Source organism: Actinophytocola sp., from assembly GCF_036555685.1.
GTDB lineage: Bacteria > Actinomycetota > Actinomycetes > Mycobacteriales > Pseudonocardiaceae > Actinophytocola.
Genome location: NZ_DATBKY010000237.1, coordinates 69258 through 86050 on the forward strand (window position 1 = coordinate 69258; position 16793 = coordinate 86050).

Annotated in this window: 20 protein-coding genes; 9 read left to right on the forward strand and 11 right to left on the reverse strand. The window is 70.8% G+C overall.

Annotated features, from left to right (window positions below):
* Positions 1–192 precede the first annotated feature (192 nt).
* Both VH969_RS23525 and VH969_RS23530 read left to right on the forward strand, forming a co-directional pair.
* Entirely contained in the window at positions 193–1539 is a 1347-nt protein-coding gene (locus tag VH969_RS23525) for a wax ester/triacylglycerol synthase family O-acyltransferase (RefSeq protein WP_331977780.1), read from the forward strand.
* On the forward strand, positions 1529–2395 hold the full coding sequence (locus VH969_RS23530; RefSeq protein ID WP_331977782.1) for a hypothetical protein: 867 nt from the start codon (positions 1529–1531) through the stop codon (positions 2393–2395). The genes VH969_RS23525 and VH969_RS23530 overlap by 11 nt, the downstream gene beginning before the upstream one ends.
* On the opposite strand, the gene VH969_RS23535 is transcribed toward VH969_RS23530, so the two are convergent.
* Genes VH969_RS23535 through VH969_RS23545 form a run of 3 tightly spaced genes read right to left on the reverse strand, consistent with a single transcriptional unit; the run spans position 2362 to position 4212 of the window.
* Complete coding sequence (locus tag VH969_RS23535; RefSeq protein ID WP_331977784.1) at positions 2362–2748, reverse strand: hypothetical protein; 387 nt, start codon at positions 2746–2748, stop codon at positions 2362–2364. The two genes, VH969_RS23530 and VH969_RS23535, sit on opposite strands and share 34 nt — an antisense overlap.
* Complete coding sequence (locus tag VH969_RS23540) at positions 2708–3736, reverse strand: nitroreductase/quinone reductase family protein (RefSeq protein ID WP_331977786.1); 1029 nt, start codon at positions 3734–3736, stop codon at positions 2708–2710. Before VH969_RS23540 ends, VH969_RS23535 begins: the two co-directional genes overlap by 41 nt.
* Positions 3736–4212 carry a CoA-binding protein gene (locus VH969_RS23545; protein ID WP_331977788.1) on the reverse strand — a complete coding sequence of 159 codons (477 nt, stop codon included), beginning with the start codon at positions 4210–4212 and terminating at the stop codon, positions 3736–3738. The genes VH969_RS23540 and VH969_RS23545 overlap by 1 nt, the downstream gene beginning before the upstream one ends.
* A 166-nt stretch (positions 4213–4378) precedes the next feature.
* On the opposite strand from VH969_RS23545, the gene VH969_RS23550 reads away from it, so the two are divergent.
* Positions 4379–4867 carry a potassium channel family protein gene (locus VH969_RS23550; RefSeq protein ID WP_331977791.1) on the forward strand — a complete coding sequence of 163 codons (489 nt, stop codon included), beginning with the start codon at positions 4379–4381 and terminating at the stop codon, positions 4865–4867.
* Here VH969_RS23550 and VH969_RS23555 read toward each other — a convergent pair.
* Both VH969_RS23555 and VH969_RS23560 read right to left on the reverse strand, forming a co-directional pair.
* Positions 4862–6265 carry a wax ester/triacylglycerol synthase domain-containing protein gene (locus VH969_RS23555; RefSeq protein WP_331977793.1) on the reverse strand — a complete coding sequence of 468 codons (1404 nt, stop codon included), beginning with the start codon at positions 6263–6265 and terminating at the stop codon, positions 4862–4864. The two genes, VH969_RS23550 and VH969_RS23555, sit on opposite strands and share 6 nt — an antisense overlap.
* Before the next feature lie 6 nt (positions 6266–6271).
* Positions 6272–6700 carry a hypothetical protein gene (locus VH969_RS23560; protein ID WP_331977795.1) on the reverse strand — a complete coding sequence of 143 codons (429 nt, stop codon included), beginning with the start codon at positions 6698–6700 and terminating at the stop codon, positions 6272–6274.
* Between the two features lie 220 nt (positions 6701–6920).
* On the opposite strand from VH969_RS23560, the gene VH969_RS23565 reads away from it, so the two are divergent.
* From VH969_RS23565 to VH969_RS23585, 5 genes are all read left to right on the forward strand, one after another.
* Positions 6921–8381 (forward strand): alpha/beta fold hydrolase, encoded by a 1461-nt coding sequence (locus tag VH969_RS23565; RefSeq protein WP_331977797.1) that lies wholly within the window; start codon positions 6921–6923, stop codon positions 8379–8381.
* Positions 8382–8464: 83 nt separating this feature from the next.
* Entirely contained in the window at positions 8465–9718 is a 1254-nt protein-coding gene (gene sqr, locus VH969_RS23570; RefSeq protein WP_331977799.1) for a type III sulfide quinone reductase, selenoprotein subtype, read from the forward strand.
* Between the two features lies 1 nt (position 9719).
* Entirely contained in the window at positions 9720–10037 is a 318-nt protein-coding gene (locus VH969_RS23575) for a TusE/DsrC/DsvC family sulfur relay protein (RefSeq protein ID WP_331977801.1), read from the forward strand.
* Between the two features lie 15 nt (positions 10038–10052).
* Entirely contained in the window at positions 10053–10520 is a 468-nt protein-coding gene (locus tag VH969_RS23580; RefSeq protein ID WP_331977803.1) for a DsrE/DsrF/DrsH-like family protein, read from the forward strand.
* 34 nt (positions 10521–10554) lie between these two features.
* Positions 10555–10935 carry a carboxymuconolactone decarboxylase family protein gene (locus VH969_RS23585; RefSeq protein WP_331977805.1) on the forward strand — a complete coding sequence of 127 codons (381 nt, stop codon included), beginning with the start codon at positions 10555–10557 and terminating at the stop codon, positions 10933–10935.
* A gap of 3 nt (positions 10936–10938) precedes the next feature.
* Here the strand turns inward: VH969_RS23585 and VH969_RS23590 are convergent, their stop codons facing one another.
* From VH969_RS23590 to VH969_RS23600, 3 genes are read right to left on the reverse strand one after another with little or no spacing between them, the layout of a single operon-like run.
* A complete protein-coding gene (locus VH969_RS23590) occupies positions 10939–12321 on the reverse strand; it encodes a wax ester/triacylglycerol synthase family O-acyltransferase (RefSeq protein WP_331977807.1) in 1383 nt (460 codons plus the stop codon).
* Between the two features lie 6 nt (positions 12322–12327).
* Positions 12328–13200 carry a DUF302 domain-containing protein gene (locus tag VH969_RS23595; protein ID WP_331977809.1) on the reverse strand — a complete coding sequence of 291 codons (873 nt, stop codon included), beginning with the start codon at positions 13198–13200 and terminating at the stop codon, positions 12328–12330.
* Between the two features lie 33 nt (positions 13201–13233).
* On the reverse strand, positions 13234–14214 hold the full coding sequence (locus VH969_RS23600) for a DUF3048 domain-containing protein (protein WP_331977811.1): 981 nt from the start codon (positions 14212–14214) through the stop codon (positions 13234–13236).
* Between the two features lie 377 nt (positions 14215–14591).
* Here VH969_RS23600 and VH969_RS23605 point away from each other — a divergent pair, with 377 nt between their 5' ends.
* Complete coding sequence (locus VH969_RS23605; protein ID WP_331977813.1) at positions 14592–14759, forward strand: hypothetical protein; 168 nt, start codon at positions 14592–14594, stop codon at positions 14757–14759.
* 84 nt (positions 14760–14843) lie between these two features.
* Here the strand turns inward: VH969_RS23605 and VH969_RS23610 are convergent, their stop codons facing one another.
* The 3 genes from VH969_RS23610 to VH969_RS23620 all read right to left on the reverse strand — a co-directional run bounded on the left by VH969_RS23610 (position 14844) and on the right by VH969_RS23620 (position 16732).
* A complete protein-coding gene (locus VH969_RS23610; RefSeq protein ID WP_331977815.1) occupies positions 14844–15530 on the reverse strand; it encodes a CPBP family intramembrane glutamic endopeptidase in 687 nt (228 codons plus the stop codon).
* 441 nt (positions 15531–15971) lie between these two features.
* Positions 15972–16247, reverse strand: a complete 276-nt coding sequence (locus VH969_RS23615; protein WP_331977817.1) for a DUF1876 domain-containing protein — start codon at positions 16245–16247, stop codon at positions 15972–15974.
* Positions 16244–16732 (reverse strand): hypothetical protein, encoded by a 489-nt coding sequence (locus VH969_RS23620; RefSeq protein WP_331977819.1) that lies wholly within the window; start codon positions 16730–16732, stop codon positions 16244–16246. The genes VH969_RS23615 and VH969_RS23620 overlap by 4 nt, the downstream gene beginning before the upstream one ends.
* Positions 16733–16793: the final 61 nt, after the last annotated feature.

Genomic DNA, 16793 nt, shown 5'->3' on the forward strand with positions numbered 1-16793 from the left:
CTCGCCCGAGCGAATCGGCCATGGCTGGCGCAGATCGGCTGGCTCCGTGGCATCACCTCGTGCTCCGCGCGACGCGTGCTGCGCACCATGGTGGCTCGTCGCGGCGGCGTGGGCACTCGTCGTCCCGGCCGATGCGCTGATGTCGAGATCGATGCTGCACGGCGTCCGGGCACGGGTCGAAGGAGGACCGTCATGGAGCGGTTGAGCGCAGCGGACCTGAGCATGTTGTGGCCCGAGGACTTCGGATGGCCGCAGGACATCGGCGTGATCGGCATCCTCGACGGCCGCACCCTGGTCGGCGCCGACGGACGGGTTCACATCGAGATGCTGCGCCGGGCGATCGGCGCCCGCCTGCCGGTCGTGCCACGGTTTCGCCAGGTGGTCCACACCCCGCGGCGCGGGCTGGGCCGGCCGTTGTGGGTCGACGCGCCCGACGTGGACCTGGATCGACACGTGCGAGTCGTCGACCTGTCCGGCGAGGCGGATCTGCTCGCGGCGGTGGAACGGATCCGCAGGCGGCCGATGGACCGGGCCCGGCCGCTCTGGCAGATCTGGCTGTTCACCGGACTCGGTGACGGGCGGATCGGATGCTTCATCCGGGTTCATCACGCGATCACCGACGGCATCGGCGGTGTGTCCACATTGGCCACTTTGCTCGGCGCCGGCCCGGCCGACGCGCAGCCCGCCGCCCCACTGCCCTCGACACGCGAACTGCTGGCGGACAACCTTCGCGGTCACGGCGCGGCTCTGGCCCGCGCTGCGGCCGCGGCCGCGCATCCCGTACGGACGGTGCGAGCGGTGCGGGAAGGGTGGCCCGCACTGCGCGAGGTCGTGGGGGAGAAGGCTCCGCGAACGAGCCTGAACCGTCCGCTCGGCCCGGGCCGCACGCTGACCGTCGTGCGCGGCCGCCTGCGCGCGACGAGGGCTTCGGCCCACACCCACGGCGGGACCGTGAACGACGTCGTGCTGGCGGTGATCACCGGTGGGCTGCGCGACCTGCTGCGGTCGCGCGGGGAGCCCGTGGACGGGGTCGTGCTCCGGACCTACGTCCCGGTCGCGCTGCACCGGAGTCAGCCGGCGCTACGCCGCGGAAACGCGGACGCGCTCATGATCGTGCCGTTGCCCGTCGGTGTTCCCGACCCGGCGGAGCGCCTGCGCTCGATCGCCGCCGACACGGCCCTGCGGCGCGGGTTCCGCCGTCCGTCCGGTGGCTCGCTGTTCCGCACCGGCTTCGTGCAGCGGGCGTTCCTGCCACTGCTCGCGCGCCAGCGATGGGCGAACACGTACGTCGCCAACGTGCCCGGACCACGGGAACCCCTGACGTTCGCGGGCGTGCCGGTGCTCGAGCTGTTCCCCTTGGTACCGCTCATCGGCAACGTGACGCTCGGCGTCGGTGCGCTGTCCTACGCGGGTCAGCTCAACCTGACCGTCGTGGCCGACGCGGCCGCCTGCCCCGACATCGCGACGTTCACCGCCGGACTTCAGCGAGATCTCGACTCGTTGACCGCCCATACCGAGGAGGCCCGCCGTGACGCATGACGTCCACACCGCACCCGACCGGACGCGGGCATCGCAAGCCGCGCCGCACCGCACTCTCGGCATCCTGCTCTTCGTGCTCGCGGGCGTGCTCGTGCTCAACAGCGTGCTCGGGCCGCTCGCCACCGGCGTCATCGGCTATCCGATCGCCGAGACCGTGCGCAACCAGCTGATCGGGCTCGAGCTCGTCTCCGTTCTGCTCGTGGCGCCCCTGAGCGCCGTCGCCGGGATCCTCGCCCTGCGCGGCCACCGCGCGGCCGGGGTGCTCGGGTTCGGTCCGGCGGCGTACACCGCGTACATGTTCGCGCAGTATGTCCTCGGTCCGCAGTACCGGTCGTACAACCTCACGGTCCTGTTCCACGTCGGGGTCTTCAGCCTCGGCGCAGCCGTGGCGCTTGTCGCCTGGACGGGAACCGACAGCGCCGGCCTGCCGACACTCACCCGTGTCCGGGAGCGCTGGTACGGCGTGTTCCTGCTGGCGCTGGCGGCCTTCGTCGCGAGTCGTTATGCCGGTGTGCTCGCCGGGACCGGTTCGCCCATCGCGGGGGAGTTCGCCGGGTCGCCCGCGTTCTACTGGACGATCGTCCTGCTCGACCTCGGCGTCGTCGTGCCCGGGACCGCCGTCGCCGGCGTGGCCCTGATCCGTGGCGCTCGAGCGGCCCGGACGGCGCTGTACGCCGTGCTGGGCTGGTTCGCCCTGGTCCCACCGTCGGTGGCGGCGATGGGCCTGGCGATGGTGGTCAACGACGACCCGTACTCCTCCGCCGGACAGACAGCACTGCTCGGTGGGGTGTCGGTGCTCTTCCTCGCCGTGGCGGTGTGGATCTACCGGCCGGTGCTGACGCGCGTGGATGGCTGAGGCTGCCTCGTCTCGGTGCGCTGCAGCTCGCGCACGAGGAAGACCTGCACGACGACGCCGGAGACCACGAGCAGCACCATCAGGAGCGCGGTGACCGCGGTGTCGACGGAGGCGAGGTACAGGATCGCCTCCGCGGTGCCGGCCAGCGCGTAGACCATGGCCAGCCCGAACAGCCACCGCCGGCGAAGTCGCGTCGCGGCGTCTGCGATCGGTACCCACGCGAGCGTGCCGAGCGACGCGAGCGTGACGACGAAGTACAGGCCGTAGTGCCAGAAGGACGGCTTCCTCGTGGCGCTGGCCTCTTCCGGTTGGTCACCCGAAGACAGCGGCGGTGTCGCGGGATGGGTTGTCATGTGGACCGACCTCCACGATCCGAACGAGGAGAAGTCCGGTGAGCGCGGCGACCGTAGCCGCCATCAGCAGTCCACCGAGGACACCGATGAGCACTACGGTGACGACACCCTGGTCCGGATGCCACAACGGCATGGTGACCGCGAAGAAGACGCCGAGCGCGGCCAGCCACGCCACCGCCGTCCCCCAGATCCACCGGCCGGCGCCCGTCGCGTGATCACGTAGGACGGTCCACTGCGCGGTGCCGATCGAGCCGAGCAGCACCGTGGCGGCGATGGCGACGGCCGGCACGAGCACAGCCGGCGGGAGACCCGACAGCCAGTCGCCGGCGACGGTCGGCACGAGACCGACCAGCCATGCGAGCGCTGCTGCGGCAGCCGTCATCGCCGTCCAGCGGACGATCGGCAGGCCGGGCAGAACCTGCCTGAGCACGCGGGCCTGGAACCCGCCCAGCACCGCGCCCTCGACAGCGCCGGCCACCACGAGCAGTGGCGCGACTGCGGCCGCTGGCGCGTGGACGGTCAGCGCGCCGACGGTGGCGGGAACGGCGAAGCCGGCGCACTCGCCGACCGTGACGTTCGCGAACCAGCGCGTCCACAAGGACATCTCCGGGACGGGCAGCACCTGCTCGAGGTCGATCACGACGAGCGGATCGGTCGTGCCCGCAGGAACCCGGGGGTGTGCCGAACGGTAGCGCGCGAGCACCGCCGCACGTCCCGCACCGCCGGGCAGCACCGCGGTGCCGGTCGCGGCGTGCCAGCGCCCGTCGATCAGGACGTCGACGCGCCGCGGCGTGCGGAAGTTTCGCCACCACCGCTTGGCCGCACCATGCCCGGCGAGCACCACGAGCCGGCGATCGGCGCGGACGTACTCGACGGGTAGCTCGACGATCCGTCCGCTGACCCGGCCACGGAGGCGCAGGCCACAGATCCGCCGGCCGATGACCCGGCCGAGCGGGGACCGCAGCAGCGCCAGCACGGCGCGGTTCATCAGACCCTCCTGGGCAGGTTGCCTCTCGCTGAGCAGAACCACCGCATGACCCGGTGACCTCCGTCCGAGGTGGGCGGGAACATCAGCGGGCAGCCGCCGTCGATGACCGTGACGCCGTGCTGCCTGCCGTACTCGGTGGCGTCGGCCGACACGCTGCCCGCGCCGAACAGCCGGTGCATCCACACGTGGCGGATACCGAGCTCGACGCACTCCCGCATCGTCTCCTCGGCGTGCTCGGGGCGCGTCCCGATGACCACCGCCTCGACGCCACCAGGAACGGATTTGAGGTCGTGGTAGCAGGGGTCGTCCTCGACGTGGTCAGCGTTCGGGTTGATGGCGAACACCTCGTAGCCACGCTCGCGGAGTCGCTTGTACACGACGTTGGCACCGTGGTCGGCCGGCCTGCGGGAGACGCCGGTGACCGCGATCTTCTTGTGTGCCAGGAACTCTTCCGCGACCTCAGCGATCTTGCGCATAGCCTTACTCCTTCACAAGCCTCTACCTACCTTGATGTTGCTCGCGTGCACCCGAAGCGGACAGGGCCCTGCGTGGTGCCTGCCGGGGACCTTCGGCTCTGTGCCGCACCGGCGCGCCGACCTGAGATTTGCATGGGAAAGAAGGCAGGTCGCGATGTCGGGACGGATGCGATCAACCACGGGTCCGAGGTGGACAGCGCGGCTCCGGCTGCGCGGCTCTCGCCGCAGGCTCGGTGTCGCGCAGGCGCTGGGGCTGGTGGCCGCCGCGACCACATCCGCGGTCGTACTCGCGGCCGTCCTCGTGACTCTCACGGATCCGCGGGTGTTCCCGAACCTGGGGGTGGCGTTGTGGTGGGCCGCGACCACGATCACGACAGTGGGTTACGGCGACGTGGTACCGCTGAGCGCGATCGGCCGTGCCGTCGGTGCCGTGCTGATGTTCGGCGGCGTGGGCGCGCTCGCATTCGTCACGGCGATCGCCGCGTCCTCGATCGTTGTCGGCGAGGTCGAGGAGGAAGAGCGCGAGATCGAGGCCTACGAACGTCGGTTGGCACGCCGCCTCGACCGGCTCGAGACCCGGCTCGCCCGCATCGAACGGCTGCTGCGCGCGCCGGGCCCGGACGGCCGTGATCGGGTCGCGAACAGCGGGTCATGACGGGCCGAGCACCCGCGCCGGCGTGAAGGGCGGCGCGACCGCCAGAACCTCGTCGAACCCGGCACGCATGCAGTCGACGAAGACATCGGCATCGGGCACGGCCGCGGTGTCGGTGTTGATCGCGATCCGGCAGGTGCCCGCGTAGGACATAAGCGTGAGGTTGGCGGCGGATCCCATCGTCGGACCGAAGGCGTCCTGCGCGGTGACCTTCGCACCCGCGAGATAGAGCTTGGTCGGCACACCGGTCACGTCGCTGGCGAGGAAGTCGACGTTCTTGAGCATCCCGCCGACGAAACCGGTCGGCAGCAGGTCGAGCCCCGCGGCGATCGCGTCGGTGAACGGGAGCGATCGGGAGTTCCGCGCCGCACGGCAGCGCAGGCCGATTCGTGCCATGCGCCGGGCCGGGTCCGCCTCAGCGACCGGCAGTTGGAAGCGCATCAGGGTGATCCGGTTGCTCGCCAGCGCATCGGTCGCGGTGCGGATGCTGATCGGCATCGTCACCCGCAGCTCGTCGACGTGCTTGTCGTGTGCGTCGTGGTAGCGGCGCATGCCGCCGGTCACGCTGGCCAGAAAGGCGTCGTTGACGGTGACGCCGGCCGTCTTCGCCGCGCGCTTGAGCTCCGGCAGGCCCACCGTGACGACGTCCAGGTGCCGGCCGAGGCCGCGGTCGCGCATGACGGGGGACAGGATGTCGAACACCGGCGCCACCGTGGCGGCGATCGACTGGGCGGTGCCGGTGACAGCCTGTGCGGTACCAAGCGGATCCTTGAGCACGTGCAGCGCGGTTGGCAGCACGCCTCGAGCCGCCTTTCCCACCATGCCGGTCAACAGCCCGGCCGTGTGCGCGAGGCCGGCTGGCACGAGTGAGGTGTGATCGTCGGCCGGTGCCTCGTGGGGGTGCGGTTCGAACGCGGGTCTGCGGCACGTGTCGAACAAGACCGGCGCGAGCCGCACCGCTCCGACGCCGTCGGTGAGCGAGTGGTGCAGCTTCATGATCATCGCGGCGCGGCCGCCGGACAGCCCGTCCACGAGCGTGTAGGTCCACAGTGGTCTGGCTCGGTCGAACCCGGTCATCGCCTCGACGCGGGCGAGCTCGAGTGCGGCCGCGTCGTCACCCGGCGCGGGCGCGGTGACCCGGCGCAGATGCCAGCCCAGGTCGAACCCTTCGTCGGTCACCCAGCGGGGCACCGAGAGCCGAGCGGGCAGCTCTGTCACTCGCTGCCGCAGCCGTGGCACCAACCGGGTGGCGGCGTCAACGCGGCGGGCCAGCCGTTCCCAGTCCGGGACCCGGTTGAGCCACACGACGGCGACGATCGTCGCGCGCAGCGCCGGATCTGCCTCCTGGTACCAGGAGAACGCATCGCTGGCACCCATGAACGAGTTCTGCTGTCCGGTCATCGGGTCCTACTTCCTCGACCCGGTGATCAGCGTCGCGACCTGCACGCCGAACCCGATGCACGTGCCGACGATCCCGACCACCAGGACGATCCTGAATATCAGTGCCCAGTCCACGTCCGCGTCGCCGAAGTCGAACGGGAAGACCTGCCAGATCCGCAGCAGGCCGGCGAAGCCGAGGGCGCTCGTGAGCAACCCGCCGAGCGCGACCAGGCGGGGCGGGTCACCGAACAATAAGACCAGATTGGTCAGCAGGCCCGCGGCGATCGTGAGGTTCACGAGGAGGAGCACCTTAGGCGTGTCGCCGTTGAGGAACGGCACGGCCGCCCATCCGGGCCAGATGTTGACCAGGACGAGCATCGCGGCATTGACGCCCGCGCCGAACACGTATCCGGTACGGCGGACGGTGACCGGCTTCGGGGGCGATGTGGTGGTCATCGATACCTCCCTGTGGCTCCGTTCGTCTCCAGTCCACGTGCGCCGCAAGGCCGGGGACAGGGACGTACCGGCCTTCGTCCGGAGGTCGAAGGTCCTCAATGTCGCCGGGCGAACGGATCTGGGCGCCGGTGCGGGGCGGCGCAAACCTGAGGACATGGATGTGGCCCTGGGCGGTGAAGGCTTGTCAGGCGTCGCGGCGAGCGGGACGAGTTGGCGGCAGTTGGCCGCGACTGCCGCGCTCGGCGCGATGTCCGGGGTCGCGGCCGCGCTGCTGATGCCGCGCGGTCCGATAACGGCCGGCCAGGTGGTGGCCGGAATGCTCGCGGGCTTCGCGGTCGGTGGGCTCGCGGGCCGGCTCGGCCGGTCGCGGTGGGCGATCGTCGTTGCGCCGATGGCGTTCGCGGTCGGCTGTGAGCTCGGCCGGATAGGGGTGGACGGCCCGTCCGTCGACCGGCCGGACCTCTCCACGACGCTCGGTGTGCTGGTGTTCGTGCTCGGCCGTGGGTTCCAGGCCGTCGTGCAGCTGCTGCCGATGATGATCGGCGCGGCGGTGGGCGCGAGCGTTGCGCGGCGTGCCGGCGGGTACCGGGCACCTGCTGGGCGGCGCCGCCTGGTGGGGTGGGCGCGGCGCGGCGTGGTCGCGGTGCTGACCGCGGCGCTGGTCGCCCTCGGCGTGCTGCTGACCAGTCCCGGGCACACCGATCCGATCCTCGCTGCCGACGGCCGTCCGGTCGTGGGCAGCGTCGCGGAGCTGGCGAAGGTCCGCCTGGGCGGGCACGAGCAGACCGTGCTGATCCGTGGCCGCAGCACGACGAACCCGGTGCTCCTCTACCTGGCCGGCGGCCCGGGGCAGAGCGATCTGGGCTACACGCGCGCGTACATGGCCGGGCTCGAGGACGACTTCGTCTTCGCGGTCTGGGACCAGCGCGGCGCCGGTGTGTCGTATCCGGCGCTGGATCCGGCCGACACGTGGACCCTGGACCAGGCGGTGTCCGACACCGTGGCGCTGGCGCGCTACCTGGCCGGCCGGTTCGGCACCGGGAAGATCTACCTGTTCGGCAACTCCTGGGGCTCGACGCTCGGTGTGCTCGCCGTCCAGCGGCACCCGGAGCTGTTCCACGCCTACATCGGCGCGGGCCAGATGGCCAGCCAGCTCGCGACCGACCGGATCCTCTACCGCCAGCTGCTCGACCACGCCGCGCGCACCGGCGACACCGCGCTCGCCGAGCGGATGCGTGGCTATGGGCCGCCGCCGTACCGGGACGTCTACGCGTACGCGTTTGTGATCGGGTACTACGACGAGCTCGAACCCTACTCGCGCACGGCCTACTTCGAGACCAACCGTCCGCCGGGACTCGACGGCACGGGCGTGCCCGAGTACGGGCCGCTCGACAAGATCAACAAGGAGAAGGCGCTCGCGGACATGGGTGCGGTCCTCTATCCGCAGCTGCAGCAGCTCGACTTCCGCGAGTCGGTGCCCAGCCTGCAGGTACCGGTCTACCTCGTCCAGGGCGCGCACGAGCTGTCCGCCCGCACCGGTCCGGCCCACGAATGGTTCGCCCGGCTGCGTGCGCCCACGAAGCGCTGGATCACGTTCCCGGATTCGGGACACGTTCCCCAGTTCGAGGAGTTTCCCCGCTTCCGTGCGGTGCTCGCGGATGTCGTCGAGCACGATCGGTGATCGACGTCTGGGGTCTTTTGTTCGTGTCCGTCAGGGACGAACTTCTCTGTGCGGGCTCGTTCCGGGCGCCGAGGCTGGATGTCGTGAAGAGCAAGATTGTGGTCCTCGGTGGTGGCACGGGTGGCACGATCGTCGCGAACCGGCTGCGGCGGGCGCTGGGTGATGACGTCGTCATCACGGTGGTGGACCAGGACAACGACCATGTCTACCAGCCGGGTTTGTTGTTCGTGCCGTTCGGCACCGCGGACGCCGCGGATCTGGTGCGGCCGCGCAACCGCCAGCTGCGGCCGGGCATTCGGTTCCGCGCGGCAGGTGTGGACGGGGTGGACGTCGATGCGAACGTGGTCCATCTAGCGGACGGCGGCACGCTGGACTACGACGTGCTCGTGGTCGCCACGGGCGCGCGTTTGCTGCCCGACGAGACCGACGGCTTGACGGGCCCGGGGTGGCGCGAGCGCGTGTTCACGTTCTACGACCTGCCCGGCGCCACGGCACTTGCCGGGGCCCTCGCGCGGTTCCCGGGCGGGCGGCTGGTGGTGAACGTGGTGGACCTGCCGATCAAGTGTCCGGTGGCGCCGCTGGAGTTCTGCTTCCTCGCCGACTGGTACTTCCGGGAGCGCGGCATCCGGGACGAGGTCGAGCTGACCTACGTGACGCCGCTGGACGCCGCGTTCACCAAGCCGGTGGCCGCGGCCACGCTGGGCGGCTTGCTCGAGGAGAAGGGCATCGAGCTGGTGACCGAGTTCAACACCGGCGAGGTCGACGGGGCAGGCGGCCGGTTCGTGTCCTTCGATGAGCGGGAGGTGCCGTTCGACCTCGCGGTCGCGGTTCCCCTGCACGGTGGCGCGGCCTATGTGGACCGTTCGCCCGGGCTGGGCGACGCGCTGGGGTTCGTCCCGACCGACCCGCGCACCCTGCAGTCCACGGTGCGGCCGAACATCTTCGCGGTCGGCGACGCCGCTTCGATTCCCACGTCGAAGGCGGGTTCGGTGACGCATTTCGAAGGTGAGGTGCTCGCCGGCAACGTCGTCCGGTTCCTGCGCGGGGCGCCGCTGGACGCGGGGTTCGACGGTCACACGAACTGCTTCATCGAGAGCGGGTTCGGCAAGGCGCTGCTCATCGACTTCAACTACGAGACCGAACCACTGCCGGGGCACTTCCCCACCGCGGTCGGCCTGCCGCTGCTGCGGGAGTCGCGGTTCAACCACCTCGGCAAGCTGATGTTCTCGTGGCTGTACTGGCACGGCCTGCTGCCCGGCCGGGACATCCCGGGAATCCCGGCGACCATGCCCACCGCAGGCAAGCACGTCCCCACCACACCCCAGAAAGGAGGGTGACATGACGACGAGGACCTACGCGGGCACCGAGGTGTCCGTCACCGACGACGGCTTCTTCACCGATCCCGGCCAGTGGCGCGAGGACATGGCGCCGGAGATCGCCCGCGAAGCCGGCATCGACGAGCTGACCGACCGGCACTGGCAGGTCATCAAGTTCATGCGGCACGAGTTCGACGAGAAGGGCACCGGGCCCACGGTGCGGGTGCTCGGCAAGACCTCCGGGATCGGCGTCAAGGAGCTCTACCAGCTCTTTCCCAAGGGACCGGCCAAGCTCGCCGCGCGGATCGCCGGCATCCACAAGCCCCGCGGCTGCATCTGAACGGAGGAACAGGTCATGGCTGACACGATCGAGAAGGTCTCCATCATCGTCTCGAAGGGATCTCTGGACGGCGTCTATCCAGCGCTGATCATGGCGAACGGTGCGCGCGCCGAGGGCATCGACGCGAACCTGTTCTTCACGTTCTTCGGACTGGACGCGATCCACAAGGCCCGCCACGAGCACATCAAGCTCGCGACGGTTGGTAACCCGGGCTTGCACCTGGCCACCTGGGCGGGCGGGCTGCCCGGCATGTCCGCGGTGATGACGCACTACCTGGCGAGCAAGATGGACAAGCTCGACATCCCGCCGATCCCGGAGTTCATCGAGATGATCGCGGACACCGGCGCGGGACTGTATGCCTGCAAGGCCTCCGTCGATCTGTTCGGCCTCGCCAAGGACGACTTCATCGACCAGGTAACCGGCATCATCACCGTGGGCGAGTTCTACGAGCTGGCCGCGGGCGGCCAGATCATCTTCACCTGATCGATGGCAAGCGACGACGCGGGAAGGAGAAGCCATGTACGGCAAGGCGGTTCAGGACGAACTCCGGGAACCTACGCGCGCGTTGCGCAAGGCGATCCCCGACGTGTTCGCCGGTTTCACCGTGCTGCACGACGCCGCGCTCGCCGCGGGCGCCTTGGAGGCGAAGACCAAGGAGCTGATCGCGCTCGCCATCGCGGTGAGCGACGAGTGTGACGGGTGCATCGCGGCTCATGCGCGGGCCGCGGCCCGCGCAGGCGCGACGGCGGCGGAGGCGGCGGAGGCGATCGGCGTGGCGATCCTCATGAACGGCGGGCCCGCGACGGTCTACGGCCCACGTGCCTACGCAGCGTTTCTCGAGTTCGCCGCGCGGCCGCCGGCCGGCGGCGACGTCCCGGCGGCCGTCCACTCACACTGAACCTCAGGCGCGTACCGCGCTGCCGCGCGCCGCTTCCGTCAGCTCGGCGACGGCACGCTCCACCGCCCCCGCGAACAGCCAGATGTCTGGACTGGAGTCGAAATCGGCGGTGATGCCGAACGAGATCCGGTCGCAGTAGCTCAGCACGGCCACGCCGGTGCGCAGCCGCACGGCGATCGGCACGTAGGGGAAGATCTCGAGGATCCGCCTGCCGACCACCGCCAGCTCTCGCGGCGACCCGGGCACGTTCGTGGTGACGGTGACGATGTTGCGCTGCGGCAACCGGGCGGCGAGCCGGACGAACAGGGATATCAACGCGGACGGCTCGAGCCCGGCGAGGTCGGTGGCGGCCTGGCCCGCGGCGGCCTCGTTGCCGTTCTTCAGCGCGACCATCCGCTGGTGCACCTCGCGCAGCGCCATCACCGGGTCACCGAGCTCGACCGGCAGCATCGGCAGCATCACCGACACCTGGTTGTCGAGCCGGTCACCGGCACGCACCGACACCGGCACCAGCGCGCGCATCGTGTGCGCACCGGGCTGTTCGCCCCGGTACTGCAGCAGCTCGCGGAAGGCCATGCTGATGGCGGTGAGCGCGACGTCGTTGACGGTGACCCCGAAGGCCACGCCGACGCGTCGCATGTCCGCCAGCGAAGCACGAGCCACCGCATACCGGCGCGGCTGTCCGATCGGTCCGGACAGTGTGGACGGGGCGACCGGCGCGAGTACCTCGGCCATCCGGCCCAGGCCATCCAGCACTTCGCCGGCCCGCCGCGCGAGCGCGCCGGGCGCGCGCAGCACCGGCACAAGCATCCGTAGCCCGCCCAAGGGGTTCATGGGAAGGTCGCTGACGGCACGGACCAACTCGGCCAGACCTCGCGGCTGCTCGACGGTCCGGTCCGGTGCGGCCGGCGGGCCGGCGTGGGCGTCGAACAGAGCATTGTAGAGCTGCGCGGCGGAGACACCGTCGGCGAAGCTGTGGTGGAGCTTGAGGAGCATCGCCCAGCGGTTGCCGGCGAGCCCCTCGATCACCCAGAGCTCCCACAGCGGGCGGTCACGATCCATGCGCTGTCCCATCACCCGGCCCACGAGGGCACAGAGCGCGAGGTCGTCGCCGGGTGCGGGCAGCGCGGTGCGGCGGATGTGGTAGTCGGCGTCGAACGCACCGGTGTCGATCCACACCGGCCGGCCGAGATCGAACGGCAGGCGGTGCAGCCGCTGCTGGGTGCGCCGCACCGCGTGCAGCCGTGGCGCGACCGCGTCGACAAACTCGGCGTGCCCGGGCACCGGCCCCTCGACGACCGCGACGGAGGCGATCGCCATGGAGACGTGCCGGTCGGCGTCCTCGGCGTCGAGGAACGCCGTGTCCAGAGGGCTCAGCGTGTCCATGGCCGGTCACTCCGTCTCCCCGCGAATCGATGCGAGCGCGTCGTCGAGGCGCTTGCGCAGGTCGCTCGCCACCGGCTCGAGGCCGGGCAGGCCGGTGGCGCGCACCAGCACCGCGGGGTCGAGTGCCTCCACCACACTGCCATCACCGGCTTCCCGGACGACGACGGTGCACGGCAGTAGCAGTCCGGCCTGCCGGTCGGTGTCGAGCGTGCGCAGCGCGAGATCCGGCGCGCACACGCCAAAAACCAGATACTCCTCGAGATCCACGCCGACCCGCTCACGAAGCATGGCACGCATGTCCATCTCGAATGTGATCGAGAAACCGTGGTGGGCAAGGACCTCACGGGTGCGCCGCGCGGCCGCGGCGACCCCCTCGTCGAGTCGCACCGTGAGCCCGATGGACGGGATGACCGGCAGGCAGATCTCGGTGCGGTAGCCGGCCGGGTCCGCAGCCACGTCCGGGCCGACGAGATAGGTCTCGGTCGGCGGACCGGCCGGCCGGTAGCCGTGCCGTGCGGTCCATTCCTCGAGTTCCTGGTAGGCGACGCCGATGCCCGCGTAGTCGCCGTGGTGGACGATCCGCGCGGCGGGACGGGCGTGCCTGCCGACGATCCGCGCGCCGTCGCCGATCTCGGCGTGTCCCGTGCCTGGGGCGACCGCGACGCCCGCGTCGACCGCGAGCGGCTCGCCGGCGACGACGTGGTCGAGGTACGTGACGCTGGGCGGGCTCACTGGATGCAGCCCGGCAGCCTTGACCTTGGTGTACATCTCACCGAGCGCCCTGCGGATGTCCTCGCCGATCCGGTCCGTGCGGACGGTACGGCGCAGCAGGAAGACGGTGCCGGGCACCGTTTCCCTGATCTCGATCTGGCTGTGCATTGCGCATTCCTCCTCTGGCTGGCTGATCGGGCATTAGGGCCTGGTGAGGAACACCCACACGGGGCCGGTTCCGACGGGCAGCGCTGCTCCGCGTGCGGTACGCAACCGCGTCGGCGAGAGCGCGGTGGGCCGCGACCACGTGGCGGCGTACCGCTTGCCGTCCCGGAACACGACCGCCTTGCCCGTGCCGACGGTGCGAGCCACCGGCGATGGGTTGCCCCTCGCGTCCTCGATGCCTTCCCGCGCGGTTACGCGGACCGTCTGGATCACGACCGTCGCCGCGGTCAGCGGCCCACACTCGGTGGACAGCATCGGAGTTCCGTCCATGGTGATCACCCAGCGCTGATGACGGGTGGACCACGCGATGACGTACCGCGCGGCCGGATACCCGACCGTGCCCTGCGTGACAGACGTGCCGCCGGCCGGCGCGGATCCCGTCAGCAACGGCGCCTGCCTCGGTGCCTTCGCCTTGTCCGGCAGCGCGGCGGGTCGCACGAAGAGGTTGTGCGGTGCCCGCCGATCACCGCTACGGAAGAATGCGGCCGCAGCCTGTGCCGGCGACGCGTTGATCACGCGGGCGGCCCGGAGCGTGGGTAGCAGCTCCGGCGCCGCGCCCGAGTACGCGAGCACCGGCGTGCCGTACTGGGCGAGCAGCTCGACGTCGGTACGGCGGGCGCTGCGCACCGGGCCGATGGCCGCGGGGACGTCGCCGCGCGCGTACAGCGCGACGAGCCGCGTCAGCCCGCCTTCGACCGGTTCGACGTAGACGACGTCGGCCGAGCCGAGCCCGGTCTGTGGTCGCGCCGCCGCCACGTTGTCGATCTTGACCGCGAGGTACGGAACTCGCCACTGGCTGGGGGACGGTGCGGTGGAAGTGGGTGGTGCCGGCACGGCCGTGCCCGGTACCTGCCGGCCGTCACTGTTGATCACGACGAGTATCGCGGCGACGACCGCCACGACCGATATCGCCGCCACAAGTTCCCACACCGGCCATTTGCGTGCGGACCACTTCATGACATCGCCCCCATTCACGTCGGCAGGACCGGACTTCCACCACCATCCGATCCCGGCGTCGCGTGCCCCAGCACGGACCACCGTCCCTACCGGTGGGGACCTTCGCCCTTTGTTTCCCGGTCGGGCGGATGGCGGTGATGGACGGTGACACGGCGGGAACCACGATGATCGGCGCGTGCTCGTGGCTTCCTGCCACCGCCACGCGACCGCCACAAGCCGAAGCGCGGCCGGCGACCGGATCGACCCGAGCTGCCCGGGTGACGACGCGTGGTGCGACCTGTGCGGGCAGGCCGAAGGCCTCTTCCATTCGGGACTCGGTGCTCTGTGCGAGCCGTGCCGTGTCGAGGTTGTGTCAAGGCAGGAAAGGAGGTGCGGTCGTGACCTTCATCTGGCTGGTCGTCTGGCTGATCGCCGGCACGCCCGCCGTCGAGTCCTGGGGACCGTGGAACAACTGGGGCACTGCGCTGTTCGTCTGCCTGGCAATCGACCTGCTGGCCGCCCTGGGTGCCAGCGCCCGAACGAACGGTCGGCGAGGCACCGCCTGACAGGGCGGTCACCGGCGGGGCCGGATCTACGCCTGCGTGGCTGTCGGCCATGGACGACGTGGTGGCGCGAGCGAAGGCTGCCGATCACGCGTGGGTGAGCAGCCACCAGGCCACGAGTACTCCGCCCGAGTTGGTCGCGAGATGCACGAGCATCGGGGCAAGCAAACCCCGCCCGGTATGCCGCCACCACTGCAGGAGGATCCCGCCCACTCCGGCTGCCAGCATCGTGCCCGCCACCATCACGGCGATCGGCACGCCACCGAGCGCCGTGCCGGTAGTGGCGTACCGCGCGAGGGCGAACGAGGGAAACGCGTGCCACAGCCCGAACAGGCCGGCGGCCGCCAGCGCAGGTCGCCATCGCCAGCGTTCCCGGGCACCGAACAGGGCCGGTAGCACGCCGCGGAACGCGATCTCCTCCAACACGACCGTGCCCAGTGGGATACGAATCATGGTCACCCACAGGAGCGTGCCGACCCCGAGTGTCTCCAGCCGCCCGTCGCCGAACAGGCCGCGCAGTGCCGGTACCGCCGCCGCGACAGCGAACACGAGCCCGATCGCGGCCAAGCCGACGAGACCGAAGACCGCGGCCCGGCGCAGCTGCCGGCGGGCCAGCCCGACGTGCCGCAGCCGCAGGCCGGTCCAACGGGCGACGCCGAGCAGCGCTGCCGCGACGCTCAGACCGGCCAAGGGGTAGGCCCAGGCCGGCAGCACGAGGTTGATCAGCACGGTGGCCGCCGCGAGGAGCGCCAGCACGGCGGCGGTCGCCGGCACCCGCCGGGTCGAGGTTGGTGGATCGGACGAGGGGGCCGTCGCGACGACGGTTGGCGAAGTCTTGATGCGGCCATTGTGCCCGCGCAACCTGAGGATCTGCTGTGAACCCGCGCCCCGGGACGGCGTCGGCCTGCCTACAGAGGACAGAGCGGCCCGGGACACATCCACGCCGCGCCCGCGGCGCAGGACCCGGCGGAATCTGCTCCGCGAACAGTCCAGCGCCGTGTTCCGGTTGAGCCGCAACCGCTTCGCACGTCCGAATTCGACCCGCCAGAACGCACACCAACACCATGCGGCCCCCAGGGCCACAGCTTGCGCCATTGTCCGCCGCCATGACCATGACTCGGGAATCCGGCGTTTCTCGCCGGGCAGCACCACCGGGACCAGCTTCGGGCTCGGCTCGACCAAGCCTGCTTCGCCCGACACCAACGACTCAGGACGCTAGTCCGTCATGATCACTGTGGTAGGCGCGTGGGTGATGGCCTCGATGTCCGTCACGGTCGCGTCCAGCAGCTTGTGTGCGAGGTCGCTCAACGCCCGGGCGGTGGCGAGCTCGTCGCCGATCTCCGGCACGTTGCCGTCCGCCGGGTTGAGCCGGGCCAGGCCCGTGCCGACCAGGCCGGTCTCGTCGCGATTGTGCAGCCGCGCGCTGGCCCGGGTGCGGTCCTCGTGCTCGTCGATGTAGACGTCGATCGTCCAGTGCTTTGCCTGCGTCATCGGTCTTCTCCTCTTCCTCTCGCAATGACGTCGAGTGTCCAGGGGGCGCCGTGGCCGCGTCCTTCCGCGGCCGCGGCGAGGCTTGCCCGGCACGCCCGCACGACCTGGCGGTTGGCGGGCCCGGCCGGCATCTCGCGGCACTTCGGGCACCGCAGCGACACGTCTCCGGCCAGCTCGTCCACAGCGACGTCGACGGCGCACTCGCAGCGCCGGCACCAGCGGTGGCCGGTCACCACGATCACGTGCAGCGGCGAGGAGACGCAGTCGTGCAGCCAGCGACGGTGGACGTGACACGTGGTCCGCTCGTGGGGGTTCAGCCCGGTCTCCTCGGCGTCGTCCTCGTCGCACAGCGCGGCCGCGAGGCGTGCGTCGGTGAGGTCCGCGTACCGGTCGTGCGGAGCGGCGAGGGCGGTCCGGGTGCTGGATGTCGCGTACATCGCCTTCTCCTCTGCCGTGCCGACCTGCTTTGCCGACGTTGCATCCATGCTCGCCGTGGTACCGGGTGCGCCGACACCGGCGACATTCCTCACTTGCCGGGGACGTTGA